A 15,889-nucleotide genomic window follows, 5' to 3' on the forward strand; every position below is an offset into this window, starting at 1 on the left:
ATTACGCCTTGTCATCGTCATACCTAAACGTGAGAAGGAAAATCAGCGCGATCGCCGCGGCAGCCACCGCCGGGATCCACCAGAATGTCACCCATGCCTGCGGCACGGTCTGCCCGGCCACCAGGCGGTTATAGAGCGCGCCGGAAATCTGCGAGCCGAGCAACATGCCGATGCCGTAGGTAAACATTACGATCATGCTCTGGGCCTGACCTTTGACCTTTTCACCGGCGACCCGGTCGGTATAGATAAAGCCGACGACAAAGAAGAAATCGTAGCAGACGCCGTGCAGCAGAATGCCGAGATAGAGCAGGATGCGCCCCTCCTCGCTGACGCCCAGCGCGAACATGGCATAACGCACGAACCACGCCAGCATGCCGATCAGCAGCATCACCTTCACGCCCAGGCGGCGGAACAGCAGCGGGATGACCAGCATAAAGAAGATTTCGGACATCTGCCCGAAGGACATGGCGGTGCTGACGTCGGCAATGCCGGCATCCGCCAGATACGAGGCGGTGTAGGCGTAGTAGGTTCCCAGCGGGACGGAGATCAGCATCGCGCAAACGGAGAAGACGAAAAAGTGGCGGGTTTTAAGCAGCGCGAAGGCATCCGCGCAGAAGAGATCGCGCACCCTGACCGGCAGGCCTTTCGCCGGGGCTGGCGTGTGCGGCAGCGTCAGGCTATAGATCGCCAGCAGCACGGAGCTTGCCGCCGCCACCTGGAAGATGGTGACGCTGGACGCCACGCCGGTGACGCCGATAAAAATGCCCGCCACGATCCAGCCGATGGTGCCAAACACGCGCACCACCGGGAAAGTTTTATCCACGTTCGCCAGGCTGTGAAAGGCGATATTGTTGGTCAGCGCCAGCGTCGGCATGTAGCAGAGCGTGTAGCCAAACAGCAGGCCGATCAGCAGCGCGCCGTTCTCGGCAATCAGCGCGCCCGGCACGAACCACAGGATTGCCGCGCCCGCCAGGTGCATCACCGCCATGACCTTCTGCGAGGCGAAGAAGCGGTCCACCAGCATCCCGAGCACGAACGGCGAAAGAATGGAGGCGATTGGCCCGGCGGAGAAGGCATCGCCGATCAGCAAAGACATATTGTGCCGGGTCATCACCAGGCCGAGCGTGACCGACCAGCTACCCCAGATGAAAAACTGCAGAAACATCATTAGCGACAGACGCGGCACCAGCAGCCGGTGCTGTGTTATCGCCTTTTCACTACTTTCAGTTGACACCATGATAAGCCTCACCCTTAAAAGTAATCGATTACAAAATGCAACAAATAAAAAGTAATCGATTACAAATTAAAGATCCTGCGGATCGAAACAGAATTGGGAGAGGGGTCACGATAAAGGTGGAGCGGTACATTAAGGGCCCGGCAGGCGCAGTACCGCCAGGCTTAAAACGGGTGCGGCTGGGTGTCCTCACCCCGGCCCTCTCCCTGAGGGAGAGGGAGAAAAGCAGATCACTTTTTTCGGGATAATTTAAACGCCACAAACAGGAACACCACCCACACCGGCAGCAGCATCGCTGACAGACGCATCTCATCCATGGTGCACATCAGCACCAGGATCAGCGCCAGGAACGCAATACAGATATAGTTCCCCGCCGGATAGAGCAGCGCTTTAAACTGCGTCTCGCGTCCCTTGCGGCGCATGGCGGCGCGAAAGCGCAGGTGCGCCAGGCAGATCATGATCCAGTTCAGCAGCAGCGTGGCGACAACCAGCGCCATCAGCAGACCAAAGGCCTCTTTCGGCAGCAGGTAGTTGATCAACACCACCAGCGAGGTAATCGCGCCGGAAAGGAACAGCGAATTGACCGGCACGCCGCGACGGCTGACGCGGGTGAGGAATTTCGGCGCGTTACCCTGCACCGAAAGACCAAACAGCATGCGGCTGTTGGAGTACACCCCGCTGTTATACACCGACAGCGATGCCACCAGGATAACGAAGTTCAGCGCCGACGCCACCATGTTGCTGTTCAGATCGTGGAAAATCATCACGAACGGGCTGCTGTCGGATTTCACTTCCACCCACGGGTAGAGCGCCAGCAGCACCACCAGCGAGCCGATGTAGAACAGCAGAATACGGTACACCACCTGGTTGACCGCTTTCGGTATGCTTTTGTGCGGGTCGCGCGCTTCCGCCGCGGTGATGCCAATCAGCTCCAGCCCGCCGAAGGAGAACATGATCACCGCCAGCGAGAGGATCAGCCCTTTCCAGCCGGTCGCCAGGAAGCCGCCATGCTGCCACAGATTGTCGAGGGTCGCCCGCTCGCCGCCGTGGCCGGAGAACAGCAGCCACAGGCCAAAGCCGATCATGCCGATAATCGCCAGCACCTTGATCAGCGCGAACCAGAACTCGGTTTCGCCATACAGGCGCACGTTCACGAGATTAACGGCGTTAATAATGATGAAGAAGGCCGCGGCCCAAATCCATGTCGGCACGTCCGGCAGCCAGTACTGCATATAGATGCCTGCGGCGGTCAGCTCGGCCATGCCCACCAGCACAAACATTACCCAGTAGTTCCAGCCGGAAAGGAAGCCTGCGAACGGGCCCCAGTATTTATACGCAAAGTGAGCGAACGAGCCTGACACCGGCTCTTCGACAACCATCTCGCCGAGCTGGCGCATGATCAGGAAGGCGATGATCCCGGCGATACCGTAACCCAGCAGAACCGCCGGGCCGGCCATCTGAATGGCGGGGCCGATACCGAGAAACAGCCCGGTACCGATCGCGCCGCCAAGGGCAATTAACTGAATATGTCGATTTTGCAAACCACGTTGCAGCGTCGGATTCTGATCCGACGCGGCTTCAGCGCAACCACGGCCTGAAGCGGATGACGCGTCTTTCACGCCCTACCCCTGTCTCTTTTTTAGAAGGGGCACGTTTTAACACTTCATGCTGGAGGTAGCAAGTTTAACGCCGGGCTACCGCATGCGCCCGGCGGATAAACGTTACGACCCGATGATCCCACCGTCCGCTTTGGTAATCACCACCGTTGACGATCGTGGGCGGCCGTTCGGGCTGGCGTCAGGCCAGTTAGAAACGGCGCGCGGATTGGCCGGATCGGTAATATCATCCCCGCCCTCTCCCGGATGCTGAATGTTAATAAACAGCGTGCGGTTGTCCGGCGTAAACGCAATGCCGGTGATTTCGCACCCGCGCGGGCCGGTCAGGAAGCGGCGATACTCATTGGTGCCCGGAATGGTTGCCACCATCTGGTTATTGCCCATCCCCTCGTACGCTTTCTTATTGATGGTGCTGGAGGAGACGTCGGTCTGGATCCACAGGACGCCCTGGTGATCGAACGACAGCCCATCCGGGCTGCCGAACGCCGCGCCCTGCATGGAGCCTTTAGACTTAGGATCGTCGCCGTCGGTGCGTCCTGCCATGACCAGGATATCCCACTTGAAGCGGGCAGCGGCCGGATCGGCTCCCTCTTCGTGCCAGTGCATAATATGACCAAACACGTTGTTGGCGCGCGGGTTGGCGGCATCGACCGGCGCCTTGCCCTCTTTACCGCGATCGCTGTTGTTGGTGAGCGTACAGTAGACGCTGCCGCTGGCGTGCGGATCGACCGCTATCCACTCGGGGCGATCCATTTTCGTCGCCCCCACCACGTCGGCCGCGAGGCGGGTTTTAATCAGCAGATCGCCCTGGCTTTCGAAACCGTTGCTTTTATCCAGCCCATTTTGCCCGAAGATCAGCGGCAGCCAGTCGCCGCTCCCCTCCTCGTTGAACCGGGCAACGTACAGCGTGCCGGACGTCAGCAGGTTCATATTGGCTTCACGGTTCGCGGGATCGTATTTTTTGTCCGAGACGAATTTATAGATGTACTCAAACTTCTGATCGTCCCCCATGTAGACCACCACGCGGTTATCGGCGGCGAGCGTGACGGCAGCGCCCTCATGCTTGAAGCGACCGAGCGCGGTATGCTTGCGCGGCGTGGAGGTGGGATCGTAGGGATCAATTTCTACCACCCAGCCGAAACGGTTGGGCTCGTTAGGGGTTTTATCGACGCTGAAGCGGTCATCCACCTCGTTCCAGCGGTAGGATTCATCGCTGTCGCTGATGCCGTAGCGTTTTTCCAGCGGGTTGAGGTCGGCTTTTTTGACAAAAATATCCGACCAGTTCTCCTCGCAGGTGAGATAGGTGCCCCACGGCGTATGGCCGTTGGCGCAGTTTTGCATCGTGCCCAGCACGCGTTCCCCCTGCGGGTCGGCGGCGGTTTTCATTAAGTCCTGATGCCGCGCCGGGCCGGTAAGCTGCATTGGCGTATTGACGGTAATACGGCGCGCGAACGAAGACGGACGAACCACCTGCCATTCGCCGCCCGTTTTTTTCACTTCCACCACCGACACGCCCATCGCGTTCTGCCCTTTGCGGGCTTTGTCGAGACTCCAGTTCGCCGTACCGTCGGTAAACAGCATTCCGTTGTCGATGTATTCATGGTTCATCGCCAGCAGGCCATGCTCCGGATTTTGCTCCCCCTGCGGCAGGCTGAACCACGCCATGCCGTCGTGGTGCATGCCCGCCTGCACGGCCTGTTCGTCCGTGGTGTTGCTGGCATCCGGCTTAAATGCCGGCATACTGTTTTTGATCCCCGTCGGGTCACCCCAACGATAGAACGGGCGGGCAATATAGCCTTCCGGTACCCTTACCGTGTCTTCCGTTGAAATAGCGATACTGTTAAACCCAAGCGACACGGCTTTGGCCAGCGCGGAAGGTTTCGATAACGCGGCAACGGCATTTTCGGGTTTGATCAGTAAGGGGAATGAAACGGCAGCCCCCGCAACGGCGCCCGCCTGTAAAAAACGGCGACGGGAGAGAAATACCTCCGCCACCTCAGAGAATACCGGGTTAGCGCTGCGGTTGTTGATATCGTCACGATGTTCTTTTTTAAAAACGGATTTGAGGGGTCTGCCCATAGCGGCTTCCTGTCATTGGCCAAGAGGTAAGGAGTTGGCGAACAGTGTAAGAAGCTTTTGTTACATTTTTATAACAATGAGAGGAATTGGGGCATCCCTGCCCCGGATAACGAGGTGGAACCTCAGAACTCGTAGCCCACCGAAACCTTAAAGGTTCGCGGTTCGCCCTGCGTGATATAGGTGCCGGAATCGTCCACGCTGGCCCAGTAGTTCTCGTTGGTGACGTTATCAATACCGGCACGAACCACCATTTGATTCTGACTCTGGTTGACAGCAAAACGATAGCGCACGCCGAGATCCAGCGTGGTGTAGTCATTAAGCTTTTTGCTGTTGGCCAGATCGGCATACTGCGAACCGGAGTGATTCACCCGTGCGGTGGCGGTAAGCCCTTCAACCGGTTTAATGTCATACTCCGCGCCGAGTACCGCATAGAAGTTCGGTACGCCAATCGCCGCATTCCCCTGATTCACCCCGTTGTTGGTTTTGGTCAGCGTTGCCTGCAGCCAGGTGGCGCTGGCGTTCAGACGCAGCCCCAGCGTCGGTTCGCCGAATACGTTCAGCTCCACGCCGCGGTTACGCTGTTCTGCATCCAGCCCGTAATGTTTGGTTTCACTGTCGAGGATGGCCGTCGGCATTTTTATCTCAAACAGCGCCAGCGAGCCGCCCACGCGGCCAAAGTCCGCCTTCACGCCGACCTCATTTTGCTTAGAATGAACGATGCCGGTGCTCTGACCGTAGTTAACGGCGGTGTTGGGCGCAGTTTTTCCCGGCTGTAGCGCTTCGGTATGGTTGGCGTAGAGCGAGATTTCCTCCCACGGTTTATAAACCACGCCATAGGTTGGCATCCAGCGGCTGCCGTCAAAACCGTCAGCGGGGTTTTCCGCCCCTGTCATTTTGTCATAGCCGCGAATCACCACCTTCTGATGGCGGGCACCGACGGTGAACAACAGTTTGTCGTCGAATACGCCCAGCGTATCGCTCAGCAACCAGCCTTGTGTGCGGGTACGCCCGCTGGTTCGGGGGTCGCTATAATCTCCCCCCTTCCCGTTCGAGTTTGTGCTGTCCGGAGCGGCCACCCCGCCGTTGTGATAAATATTGGTGTACGGATTTTCCGCCGTTTTCGACATTTTCCACGCGATCTTTTCGTTTTTGCTTTGCGCCGAATAACCGACGTTCACCTTGTGCGAAACAAAGCCAGTGTCGAACTGCCCGCGAAGGCCAGCCATTCCACTCACTGTGTCGCTAATGCGATTGGTGTCGAGTCGGCTGACCATGGCCCTGCCGCTTTTATCCATCAGCTTCGGCGCGCTGTAAATCCCCTCTTCGTGCGCGTGCTGCGCGCCGAGACCGGTATAGGCCGTCCAGCTGTCGGTGATGTCGTACTCGCTGCGCCAGATCCCGAACGTGTTGTCGATATCGCTGTAGGCCCACTTCTGCGAGAAATTGCGGTTATTGTCCGGGGGGGCAGGAATGAAATCGACCACGGAGATATTGACGCTGGTCGGGCTGCCGTGGAAGGTTTTTTTCTGATAGCCCAGATCCAGCGAGGTGCGGAAACGGTCGCCTTTGTAATCCAGACCGGTGGAGAGCAGCGTGGTACGGCGGCGGTCATCAGTAATGGTCGTTTCACCTTCGCGGTGTACCAGGTTCACGCGCGCGCCGAACTGGTCGTTGTCGCCAAAGCGACGGCCTGCATCGAGCGTGGCGCCAATCTGTGAATCGGAGGTGTAGTCCACGCCCACTTTCGCCTGCGGCGCGTCGCCCGCATGCTTTGGCTCAAGGTTGATCATCCCGCCCACGCCGGAGCTTGCCGCGCCGTTCATCAGGGCGTTTGCCCCTTTGAAAATTTCAATGCGCTCGACCATCTGGGCATCCACTACCTGACGCGGCAGCACGCCGGACAGTCCGCCAAAGGTCATGTCATCGCCGTCAAACTTCAGGCCGCGGATGCGGAAGGTTTCGGCGCTGTTGCCGTACCCCTGAACGTACTGTACGCCCGCGTCGTTAGCCACCACGTCAGCAATGGTTTTTGCCTGCTGATCCTCCACCAGCTTCGCGGTGTAGCTGATGATGCTGAACGGCACGTCCATGGCGTTCTGCTGACCGAGCATCCCCAGCCTGCCGCCGTTAGCAACCTGACCGTCAAGAAACGCGGGCATCGGCGTGTCGCCGCCGGGAACGAAGTCGCCGCGCGTGGCCGCCTGCACTACGATGGTGTCTTCCGGGTTAACCGCCTTTTCTGCCGCCCATGCGGAGACTGAGAGCGCGCTGACCGTCAGCGCCAAAGCTGTTTTGGTGTTGTTCATGTGAATGCCATAGAAATAAGAAAAAACGGTGCCGGACAGCATCCTGCCCGGCCTTGTTATTATTTGTTCAGCGCAATGCGCACCACGCTGTCCGGCGCATCGGTGGAATGGTCTTTATTGAATTTTTGCTTTACGGTGACGTAGAGGGTCTGACCATCCGCAGAAAGCAGCAGGCTGTTGGGATTCGGCGGCAGATCCCAGCTTTTTTTCAGGCGGTAATCGGTCGCGTTGAGGCTAAGCAATTTTCCGGATTCACGCTGGGTAATGTAGATCTCGTTACGTTTCGGGTTGAACGTCACGGCTAAGGAATCCCCCACGTCCAGTTGCTTCAGCACTTTGCCGCTGTGGATATCCAGCACCAACGTGGTTTTGGCTTTCGAGTTGTCGGTAACGAACAGACGACCGGTTTGCGGATCTTCCGCCATATTCAGCAGCAGAGCCGGTTTGTCGCCCAGTGGCTTCCAGCGCTTCTCGACGCGCTGATTGCGTGGGTTGATCACCAGGATCTCGCCGCCGCCGTTCGCGGCATAAATACGCTGCGTGGTGTCTGAGTAGTGCAGTCCGGTCATCCATTTACCGGTGTTTTTGATGCGGGTTTTCAGCTTCAGCGTACCGGCGTCCACCACCCAAATCACTGCCGGATCGGCAACCGCGCCCACATACAGCAGTCCGTTATGCAGAAGCACCTGACGGGCGCCGTAAGGGAAGCCTTCCGGGTTACGCTCCGGGAACAGAATCCGGTTTTTGACTTTGCCGTCTGCGGTATTGATTGCGCTCAGCCCGCCGTCCAGCGAATTTGTGACATAAACCGTTTTCCCCTCCGCTGACATCGCCATACCGAAGTTTTTCAGATCGGTATGGCTGCGACCCAGAGTTTGCAGAGTGTTAGCATCCAGCTTATAGACCACGCCGCCCTGCACGTCCTTAAAGCCTTCTGCGCTGGCGACGTACAGCGCATCGCCTGCCGGGTTTAGCGCCATTTCGTACAGGCCATCCGCCAGATCGCGCTTAATAAGATCCGTCGCAGCCGCTGACGCGGCCACATGTTCTGTCGTTGCCGGGGTCGCGGTGGCCGACGGCGTCGTGGCGCAGCCGGTTAACGCCGCCGCGATCAGCAGCGCGAGGACGGTGGTGGTCTTTTTCATGCCGGGTTCCTTACCGAAAGAGGCAATGCATTAAAATAATAAAGAGAATGAGAACTATACTTATTCTCTTTTTCATCGCAAGCAAATTTCGCTTAAAAAAGACCCTTTTTGAAACAGGGGTTCGGAATGTGAGGAGTCCCACCGAAAAATGGGCGAATCGAGAATTTCTGCGAATTATTCTGGACGAAAAGGCATGACAGACCACAAAATGCAGATTGCTGTTTTTTCCATAAATATCAAAAGTATGACTTAACCTAAATCGCGTCATTCTTGGGATGGTTACGCCAGGCTACGGGTGTCATGAATAAGATCATTAAACGACTCGAAATCGTTAAAAGCGCTATCGAACTTGAAGATCAGCAGATTATCCAGCAGCAGCTTGTGCATTTAAAACAAGAGGCTGGCGATCCTGCTCTTTACGCCATTGCCCTCGCCATTGAATCGGGTCGATTCAGCGATGCCATGCGCGACATCGCCGCCTGGCTGCAAAATCAACGTGCCCTCACCCATTGGCAGGACCCGGCCATCGCCGCCAGCAAGCTGGAGCTTAAGGCGCTTGAAGCCCAGTTGCGCGAGCTGATCGACACCCGTAATACCCGCATTCAGATCCTCGACGAATTTAATGACCAGTATCACCTGCGTCTTGGCCCCTTGATGAGCCGGATTCTGGCGTTGCGCCAACAACTGGCGGCCAGCGCCCGGCGCAAACAGGAAGTGGAACGTCAACGGCGTGAAAAGGATTATCGTGCCTGCCAGCAGTATATTTCGCTGGCTATCGAAAGGTTAGCGCAGCTCAAACTGCAATGGATGGCGATAAGTTCAACCTCCCGCGAAGCCGTAACAGTGCGAGAGCGTATTCAGCAGCAAACGGAACTGATTGCCGATCTGCTCGCTGAAATCCGCGAGCTGGAAAGCGACGCCACCCACCATGATGACGGCGCGGCCCGTCAGGCGCAGGAAGACGCGGCCCATGAATATCAGGAATACCAGGAACAGCAACAGGACGCCCTGCACCGTTTTGCCCGCGACCAGCGTCTTTCCGCGGACGAACGCAATGAGCTTAAGCGCCTGTGGCGACAAGCCAGCCGCCTGTGTCATCCTGACGTGGTCGCCGATGATCTTAAAGAGAAGGCGCATCAGATGATGGTGAAGCTTAACCTCGCGCGGCAGAATGCCGATCTGGCGGCAATTCGTTCGCTGCTTTCGCAGTTGCAAAGCGGTCTGGAGCCGATGATGGCCAGCGACAGGCTGAATAATCTGGAACATTTGCAGAAAAAAATTCGCCAGTTGCGCAGCCAGATAGAAGCGTTACTGAAAGAGATTGCGGAACTGGAAGCGGAAAACGCCTGGCGTCTGGCGACATCGGTACAGGACAAAGAAGCGTATTTCGCTGAGCAGGAGCGCGCATTAGCTGCGCTTCGCGATACGCTGGAAGTGCAGGTAAAACACGTCGAGCAGGAACTGCTGGCAGGTTAACCGCAACGTTTTGTCGGTGTGTTACAAAATTCCTGCTGTTGGGGTGAAGCCCCGATAAGCGCCTTAATTGGCTTTAAGAAAACGTTTTAAGCGGCATACGGCTTAGCGCAACTCTACGCAGAATCCCTCAGTGATGCAGAGGGATTTTTTTCCGTGGAGTCATCTGAACGCACAGCCATTTACTCTGTACTATGAATAACGTTTTAATAAGGCCGGGATCGCCTCCGGCGGGATCGGCGGTGAAAAATAAAATCCCTGGGCTTTATCGCAGCCCATCCCAATCAGCCAATCGTTTTGCACTTCCTCTTCGACGCCTTCCGCCAGAGCCTCAACCCCAACGTTATGCGCCAGAGAAATGATCCCCTCCACCAATTGCGCCGCTCTCGCCCCTTCCGGCACCGCCGCAAGAAACGATTTATCCATCTTTAAGGTGTCAAAGGGATAGCGCAGCAAATAGTCAAGATTGGCGTGTCCGGTGCCAAAGTCATCCAGCGCGAAGGTGATCCCCAGCGCCTTCAGCTCACGCATATTTTTCGCCGCGATCTGGCATTCGCACAGAGGCTGTGTTTCCGTGACTTCAATTTCACAGCGCCGCGGGTCCAAACCGTATTTCGCAAGATTATGCTGGACCCGCGCGGGTAATTGCGGGTCACATAGTTCAAGGGCCGAGAAATTGATCGACAATGACAGGTATTCAGGCCAGCCTGCCGCCGTCTCCCACGGCGTTTTCGTCACCATCTCTTCCACGGCCAGGAACTGACCGCTGTTTTCTAACAGTGAAATAAACATATCCGGCGGCACCATTCCCATTTCCGGGCTGTTCCAGCGCATCAACGCCTCGAATGCGCAAATGCGTCCGGTGCGCAAATTAAAGATCGGCTGATATACCATATAAAGCTGCTGAGTCTGTTTCGCGCCTTTTAACGCTTTCAGCACGGCGCCGGAATCTGCCACTTTTCCCTCCTGATGTTATCCTTCCATTGGGTACCACGCCGCGCGCATCGCCCTCGCGAAGTCGTACCTGAACCAGAAATATTACAGGCAAACTTACGACAGGAAGGATAAGCGATGGTTGAATCTGACTATCAATTTATTCAGTTCCGCAGAGTTTGCCAAACCCAGCTTCACAATAATTTTCATCTTATGCGTCTGGATGGTTTTGTAACTCAGGCTGACCAGGCTTGAGATCTCCTGCGGTGAATAACCGCCCACCAGTAAACGGAGAACCTGCTGCTCGCGGTCGGTCAGTCTTTTTTGTGAACGAAATAACTGCGGGCTCCAGTACTCGCTCGCCAGTGTGGCCAGTCGTCGGTAATCCCGTAGCGGTGATTTATCCGTCAATACGATGGCCTTTTCAACATACAATAACTCGGTGCACAGTTTTGCCAGACGACTGTCAGCGATAACCACCACCGTATTGTCGTGAACGTTAAATCTGTTTTTATTTAAATAATTCACAAAGTCCGCACAGGCGTGTTTGTGGCTGGTGAGATTAAAAATCATCGTACGATGGCGATAACGCGCGGCGTTATTGACCATAACCCGCCAGGGGACAGGCGTGACTTCAACATGTTTACTTTTTAAATAGTCAGAGATGCCCTGACCCACAAAATCTCCACATCCACTCATTAACATGAGAGCCTCCCTTCTGGTTTAAATTTTTATAAAGTTTTAAGCTTATTGCTCAACAAAATATTAATGATGACTTTTTCGACCCCGGACTCCTCACGAGGATGTTTGAATTGAAATTTGCAGGAGATTTGTTGACTGGCATAAAGCTGATTATTTTCGTCAAATTCTTGTATGGGTACGACGTTGACCACTCGGAGATCCAGGTGGAGCGAACCGAACTGTTCAAATTCAAGCAATGCCCCTTTGATTAGCGCGTCTTTATACAGAAATCGCGTATTCACACTCGGTGACATTAGCGCACAGCCGCCGCGGGAGATATTTTTGATTTGTAGACTGTAATTTTCGCCGTTTTTATAACGACCCAGACAATAAAAATGCTGGCCTTTCAGAAAGGAAAAGCGCTGATGTTGCCGACGTTGCACAAAAAAAATGACGTCAGGAATGTAATACGCCAGTCCGCCCTTCATTTTAGCCGTCAGCGAGGGACTAAACCTGGCGTTAAACTTAATAATGCCTCTTTCGCTATGCAGAATGAAATGCTGGATCGAAGAAGGCATAACCTCGCTGCGTTCAACAATAACGAAATAATCAAAGTCCACCTTTTCCAGCTGTGTGACCACACTGTTTTCCTTGAATTTCAACTCCAGTTTGGTTTTTCTGAGAAGTTCTTCACGAATAATGGCCACGATTTCAAATTTATTTTCCTTTGCCATTCCAAATCCCATAGTCAATCCTTATTTTTCGTAATCCAGATACTTCTCATTTAATTAAAATAAAAAAGAAGGAGAATTTTCCTGACTGATAGTTTTTGTTTACCATAAGGGATTCTCTTTCAGATATTTCGCACGATATTAAGTTTTTAGCTATTTTTATTGATTAATTGATTTGTAAAAACATTCAGTGAAGTGTAAAACTGGCCCACTTTATGCGTGCAAAAATCCCAACTTAACGAAAATTTCATTACAAAAAGGGATAATTCGGCTAAAAAACGAAGCACCATGAAATAAAAAAATGGACGAGGGGAACGGCTTTCAGTACGCGATAAACATCGCTGTTTTTCTGCGCAACACGCTGGTGAATATGTCCTCAGTCACGTCGAGCGGAATTAATCCGCTCTTTCAGGAGAAAATAAATACAAAAAATGATGAAAAAAACGCTTACAGGAGAGGAAAAACGGCGAGGGATTTCATTCAAACGAAATGAAGGTATCCGACCGGTGCGGTGACACCAGGTCGGATAATGTGAATAAGATTATCTCCTCCCTGCGGCGTGATGCCTGCGCAACCACATCAGCTTATAGGCGGCGGGAATAATAAACAGCGACAATAGCGGCGCGGTAATCATCCCGCCAATCATTGGCGCGGCGATGCGGCTCATCACCTCTGACCCGGTCCCTGTGCCCCATAAAACAGGCAGCAGACCGGCAATGATAACCGCCACGGTCATCGCTTTCGGCCGCACCCGGAGTACCGCGCCGCGATAAAGCGCATCGTCGAGTTTCTCTGCCGTGAAGGTCTGCGGATTATTCAGCGCTGGCTCGGCCTCTATGGCATGACGCAGGTACATCAACATCACCACGCCAAACTCAGCGGCGACGCCGGCAAGGGCGATAAACCCGGTTCCCGTCGCCACCGACAAATGGAACCCCATCCCGTAAAGAAACCAGATCCCGCCCACCAGCGCAAACGGCACGCTGGTAATGATTAACAGCGCCTCGCCAACGCGACGGAACGCCAGGTACAGCAGAACAAAAATAATCATCAGCGTCATCGGCACCATCATTTTAAGCTTATGATTCGCCCGCTCCAGCAGTTCAAACTGTCCGGAAAACGCGACGCTGGTGCCGGGCTTTATCTGCACGTTTTTCGCAATCGCCTGCTTAAGATCGTTCACCACGGAAACCATATCCCTGTCGCGGGCGTCGATGTAGATCCAACTGGTGGGGCGCGCATTTTCCGTTTTTAACATCGACGGGCCGGACGTGATGTTGACCTCCGCCACATCAGCCAGCGTGATTTGCTGTTTTAACGGCGTCAAAATCGGCAACTGCCGTAGCGCCTGCGGGCTGTCGCGATAGTTCTGCGGATAACGCAGATTAATCGGATAGCGGGCGATGCCCTCCACGGTCTCCCCTACCATCGCCCCGCCGATCGCAGAGGAGACGAACAGCTGTACGTCGCCGACCGTCATCCCGTAGCGCGCCGCTTTTTCCCGATCGATGTCGATATGGAGATAACGTCCGCCTTCCAGACGTTCCGCCAGCGCAGAGGTTACCCCCGGTACAGTTCTCGCGACGTTCTCGATCTGTTCGGCCATCGCGTCAATATCCGCCAGCACGTTGCCGGACACTTTGATGCCAATGGGACTTTTGATGCCGGTGGAAAGCATATCGATGCGGTTACGAATCGGCGGCACCCACAGGTTTGCCAGCCCCGGCAGACGAACGGTCTGGTCCAGTTGCTCAATGATTTTTTCCATCGTCATCCCCGGACGCCACTGATCCTGCGGCTTAAGCTGAATGGTGGTTTCCACCATTTCCAGCGGTGCGGAATCCGTTGCGGTTTCTGCTTTGCCGGTTTTGCCGAAAACCCGCGCCACTTCCGGCACGCTCATAATCAGCTTATCGGTTTTCTGCAACATGCTGGCCGCTTCCGCCGCCGAGATCCCCGGTAGCGTGGAAGGCATATACAGCAAGTCGCCTTCGTTAATCTGCGGTAAGAACTCGCCGCCCACTTTGCCGAGCGGCCAGGCAACCGTCAGGACAGAAAGTAGCGCCAACAGCAGCGTGGTTTTCGGCCAGCGCAGCACGTTCAGCAGCAGCGGATGGTAAAGACGGATCAACAAGCGGTTCAGGGGATTGCGGCTTTCCGCCGGAATATTGCCGCGGATCCACAGCCCCATCAGCACAGGAATCACCACAATCGCCAGCAGCGCCGCACCGGCCATTGCCCAGGTTTTTGTGAACGCCAGCGGCCCGAACAGACGCCCTTCCTGGCCTTCCAGGGTAAAGATAGGGATGAATGAAAGGGTAATAATTAACAGACTGATGAACAACGCAGGTCCCACCTCGACGGAGGCCTGCGTAATCACCTGCCAGCGCGTCTCGTTATCGATGTTTTTCCCCGGATGCTGATGCGCCCACTCCTCCAGCCGTTTATGGGCGTTTTCGATCATCACAATCGCAGCATCGACCATTGCGCCAACGGCGATAGCGATACCGCCAAGCGACATGATATTGGCGTTAAGCCCCTGAAAATGCATCACAATAAATGCAATACACAATCCCAGCGGCAAAGAAATGATCGCCACCAGCGCGGAACGCAGGTGCCAGAGAAACAGCGCGCAGACCAGCGCCACGACAATGAACTCTTCCAGCAGCTTATCGCTAAGATTGTCGATGGCGCGGTCAATCAGCCCACTGCGATCGTAGGTTGTTACGATCTCCACCCCTTCCGGCAAACTGCGTTTCAGGGTGTCCAGCTTGTTCTTCACGGCGGAGATAACCTCGCGCGCATTTTTCCCGGAGCGCAGGATCACCACCCCGCCCGCCACTTCGCCATCGCCGTTCAGTTCGGCGATCCCCCGGCGCATTTCAGGACCGATTTGCACCCTCGCCACATCGCGCAGATACACCGGCACGCCGTTTTCATTCGTCTTCAGGACGATATGATTGAAATCCTCCAGCGATTGCAGATAGCCGCTGGCGCGCACCATGTATTCCGCTTCCGCCAGTTCGACCGACGACCCGCCCGCCTCTTGATTTGACGTGCCCAGCGCGGCCTTTACCTCCGCCAGGCTGATGCCGTACTGGGCAAGTTTCATCGGATCAATGACCACCTGATATTCTTTCACCACCCCGCCGACCGAAGCCACCTCCGACACGTCGGGAATCGTTTTAAGTTCATATTTCAGAAACCAGTCTTGTAACGAACGCAATTCGGCCAGATCGTGCTTACCGCTGCGATCGACCAGCGCATATTCAAAGATCCAGCCAACGCCTGTGGCGTCCGGTCCCATTTCCGCGCTCACTCCGGTGGGAAGTTTTCCCTGCACCTGATTAAGATATTCAAGCACTCGCGAACGCGCCCAGTACGGATCGGTGCCGTCTTCAAAAATGACGTACACATACGAATCGCCAAACTGCGAGAAGCCTCGCACCGTTTTGGCGCCCGGCACGGACAGCATCGTGGTCGTTAACGGATACGTGACCTGATTTTCCACGATTTGCGGCGCCTGCCCTGGGTAACGCGTTTTGACAATCACCTGCACGTCGGAGAGATCGGGTAGCGCGTCCACTGGCGTATTCACAATGGTCCAGGTTCCCCAGACGCCAAGGAAAAGCGCGCCAATGACGATCAGAAAACGGTTGGCGACCGAGCGGCGGATTATCCATTCAATCAT

The 15,889-nt window shown here is 55.2% G+C and carries 10 protein-coding genes; 1 reads left to right on the forward strand and 9 read right to left on the reverse strand.

Translation table 11 applies throughout. The features are described from left to right. Nucleotide 1: 1 nt before the first annotated feature. The 5 genes from HVX72_RS15530 to HVX72_RS15550 all read right to left on the reverse strand — a co-directional run bounded on the left by HVX72_RS15530 (nucleotide 2) and on the right by HVX72_RS15550 (nucleotide 8,380). Nucleotides 2-1,237, reverse strand: a complete 1,236-nt coding sequence (locus tag HVX72_RS15530; protein WP_181821832.1) for an MFS transporter — start codon at nucleotides 1,235-1,237, stop codon at nucleotides 2-4. 227 nt (nucleotides 1,238-1,464) lie between these two features. Beyond that, nucleotides 1,465-2,853 (reverse strand): phenylalanine transporter, encoded by a 1,389-nt coding sequence (pheP, locus tag HVX72_RS15535; protein WP_181821833.1) that lies wholly within the window; start codon nucleotides 2,851-2,853, stop codon nucleotides 1,465-1,467. Between the two features lie 102 nt (nucleotides 2,854-2,955). After that, nucleotides 2,956-4,929: a PhoX family phosphatase gene (locus HVX72_RS15540; protein ID WP_181821834.1), complete on the reverse strand. Its 1,974-nt coding sequence runs from the start codon at nucleotides 4,927-4,929 to the stop codon at nucleotides 2,956-2,958. A 122-nt stretch (nucleotides 4,930-5,051) separates the two neighbouring features. Then, nucleotides 5,052-7,235, reverse strand: coding sequence for a TonB-dependent siderophore receptor (locus tag HVX72_RS15545; RefSeq protein ID WP_181821835.1), 2,184 nt, complete (start codon nucleotides 7,233-7,235; stop codon nucleotides 5,052-5,054). Between the two features lie 59 nt (nucleotides 7,236-7,294). Continuing rightward, the gene (locus HVX72_RS15550) at nucleotides 7,295-8,380 is read right to left on the reverse strand and encodes a YncE family protein (RefSeq protein ID WP_060568954.1); all 1,086 of its coding nucleotides are present in this window, start codon (nucleotides 8,378-8,380) and stop codon (nucleotides 7,295-7,297) included. A gap of 300 nt (nucleotides 8,381-8,680) precedes the next feature. Between HVX72_RS15550 and HVX72_RS15555 the strand changes: the two genes are divergently transcribed. Beyond that, the gene (locus HVX72_RS15555) at nucleotides 8,681-9,856 is read left to right on the forward strand and encodes a DnaJ family molecular chaperone (protein ID WP_181821836.1); all 1,176 of its coding nucleotides are present in this window, start codon (nucleotides 8,681-8,683) and stop codon (nucleotides 9,854-9,856) included. 189 nt (nucleotides 9,857-10,045) lie between these two features. On the opposite strand, the gene HVX72_RS15560 is transcribed toward HVX72_RS15555, so the two are convergent. The 4 genes from HVX72_RS15560 to HVX72_RS15575 form a co-directional block, all read right to left on the reverse strand. Further along, a complete protein-coding gene (locus HVX72_RS15560) occupies nucleotides 10,046-10,810 on the reverse strand; it encodes an EAL domain-containing protein (protein WP_181821837.1) in 765 nt (254 codons plus the stop codon). A 93-nt stretch (nucleotides 10,811-10,903) separates the two neighbouring features. Next, nucleotides 10,904-11,491, reverse strand: a complete 588-nt coding sequence (locus HVX72_RS15565; protein WP_060568957.1) for a LuxR family transcriptional regulator — start codon at nucleotides 11,489-11,491, stop codon at nucleotides 10,904-10,906. A gap of 26 nt (nucleotides 11,492-11,517) precedes the next feature. After that, nucleotides 11,518-12,213 carry a PilZ domain-containing protein gene (locus HVX72_RS15570; RefSeq protein WP_181821838.1) on the reverse strand — a complete coding sequence of 232 codons (696 nt, stop codon included), beginning with the start codon at nucleotides 12,211-12,213 and terminating at the stop codon, nucleotides 11,518-11,520. A gap of 526 nt (nucleotides 12,214-12,739) precedes the next feature. Then, on the reverse strand, nucleotides 12,740-15,889 hold the full coding sequence (locus tag HVX72_RS15575) for a CusA/CzcA family heavy metal efflux RND transporter (RefSeq protein ID WP_181821839.1): 3,150 nt from the start codon (nucleotides 15,887-15,889) through the stop codon (nucleotides 12,740-12,742).

Source organism: Citrobacter sp. RHB21-C05, from assembly GCF_013889015.1.
Lineage (GTDB): Bacteria > Pseudomonadota > Gammaproteobacteria > Enterobacterales > Enterobacteriaceae > Citrobacter_A > Citrobacter_A sedlakii.

What these genes read in the sequence shown, in the direction of transcription:
- HVX72_RS15530 (WP_181821832.1), bottom strand. Translation starts at nt 1,237, where the DNA reads ATGGTGTCAACTGAAAGTAGTGAAAAGGCGATAACACAGCACCGGCTG.
- HVX72_RS15540 (WP_181821834.1), bottom strand. Translation starts at nt 4,929, where the DNA reads ATGGGCAGACCCCTCAAATCCGTTTTTAAAAAAGAACATCGTGACGAT.
- HVX72_RS15545 (WP_181821835.1), bottom strand. Translation starts at nt 7,235, where the DNA reads ATGAACAACACCAAAACAGCTTTGGCGCTGACGGTCAGCGCGCTCTCA.
- HVX72_RS15550 (WP_060568954.1), bottom strand. Translation starts at nt 8,380, where the DNA reads ATGAAAAAGACCACCACCGTCCTCGCGCTGCTGATCGCGGCGGCGTTA.
- HVX72_RS15555 (WP_181821836.1), top strand. Translation starts at nt 8,681, where the DNA reads ATGAATAAGATCATTAAACGACTCGAAATCGTTAAAAGCGCTATCGAA.
- HVX72_RS15565 (WP_060568957.1), bottom strand. Translation starts at nt 11,491, where the DNA reads ATGTTAATGAGTGGATGTGGAGATTTTGTGGGTCAGGGCATCTCTGAC.
- HVX72_RS15570 (WP_181821838.1), bottom strand. Translation starts at nt 12,213, where the DNA reads ATGGGATTTGGAATGGCAAAGGAAAATAAATTTGAAATCGTGGCCATT.
- HVX72_RS15575 (WP_181821839.1), bottom strand. Translation starts at nt 15,889, where the DNA reads ATGATTGAATGGATAATCCGCCGCTCGGTCGCCAACCGTTTTCTGATC.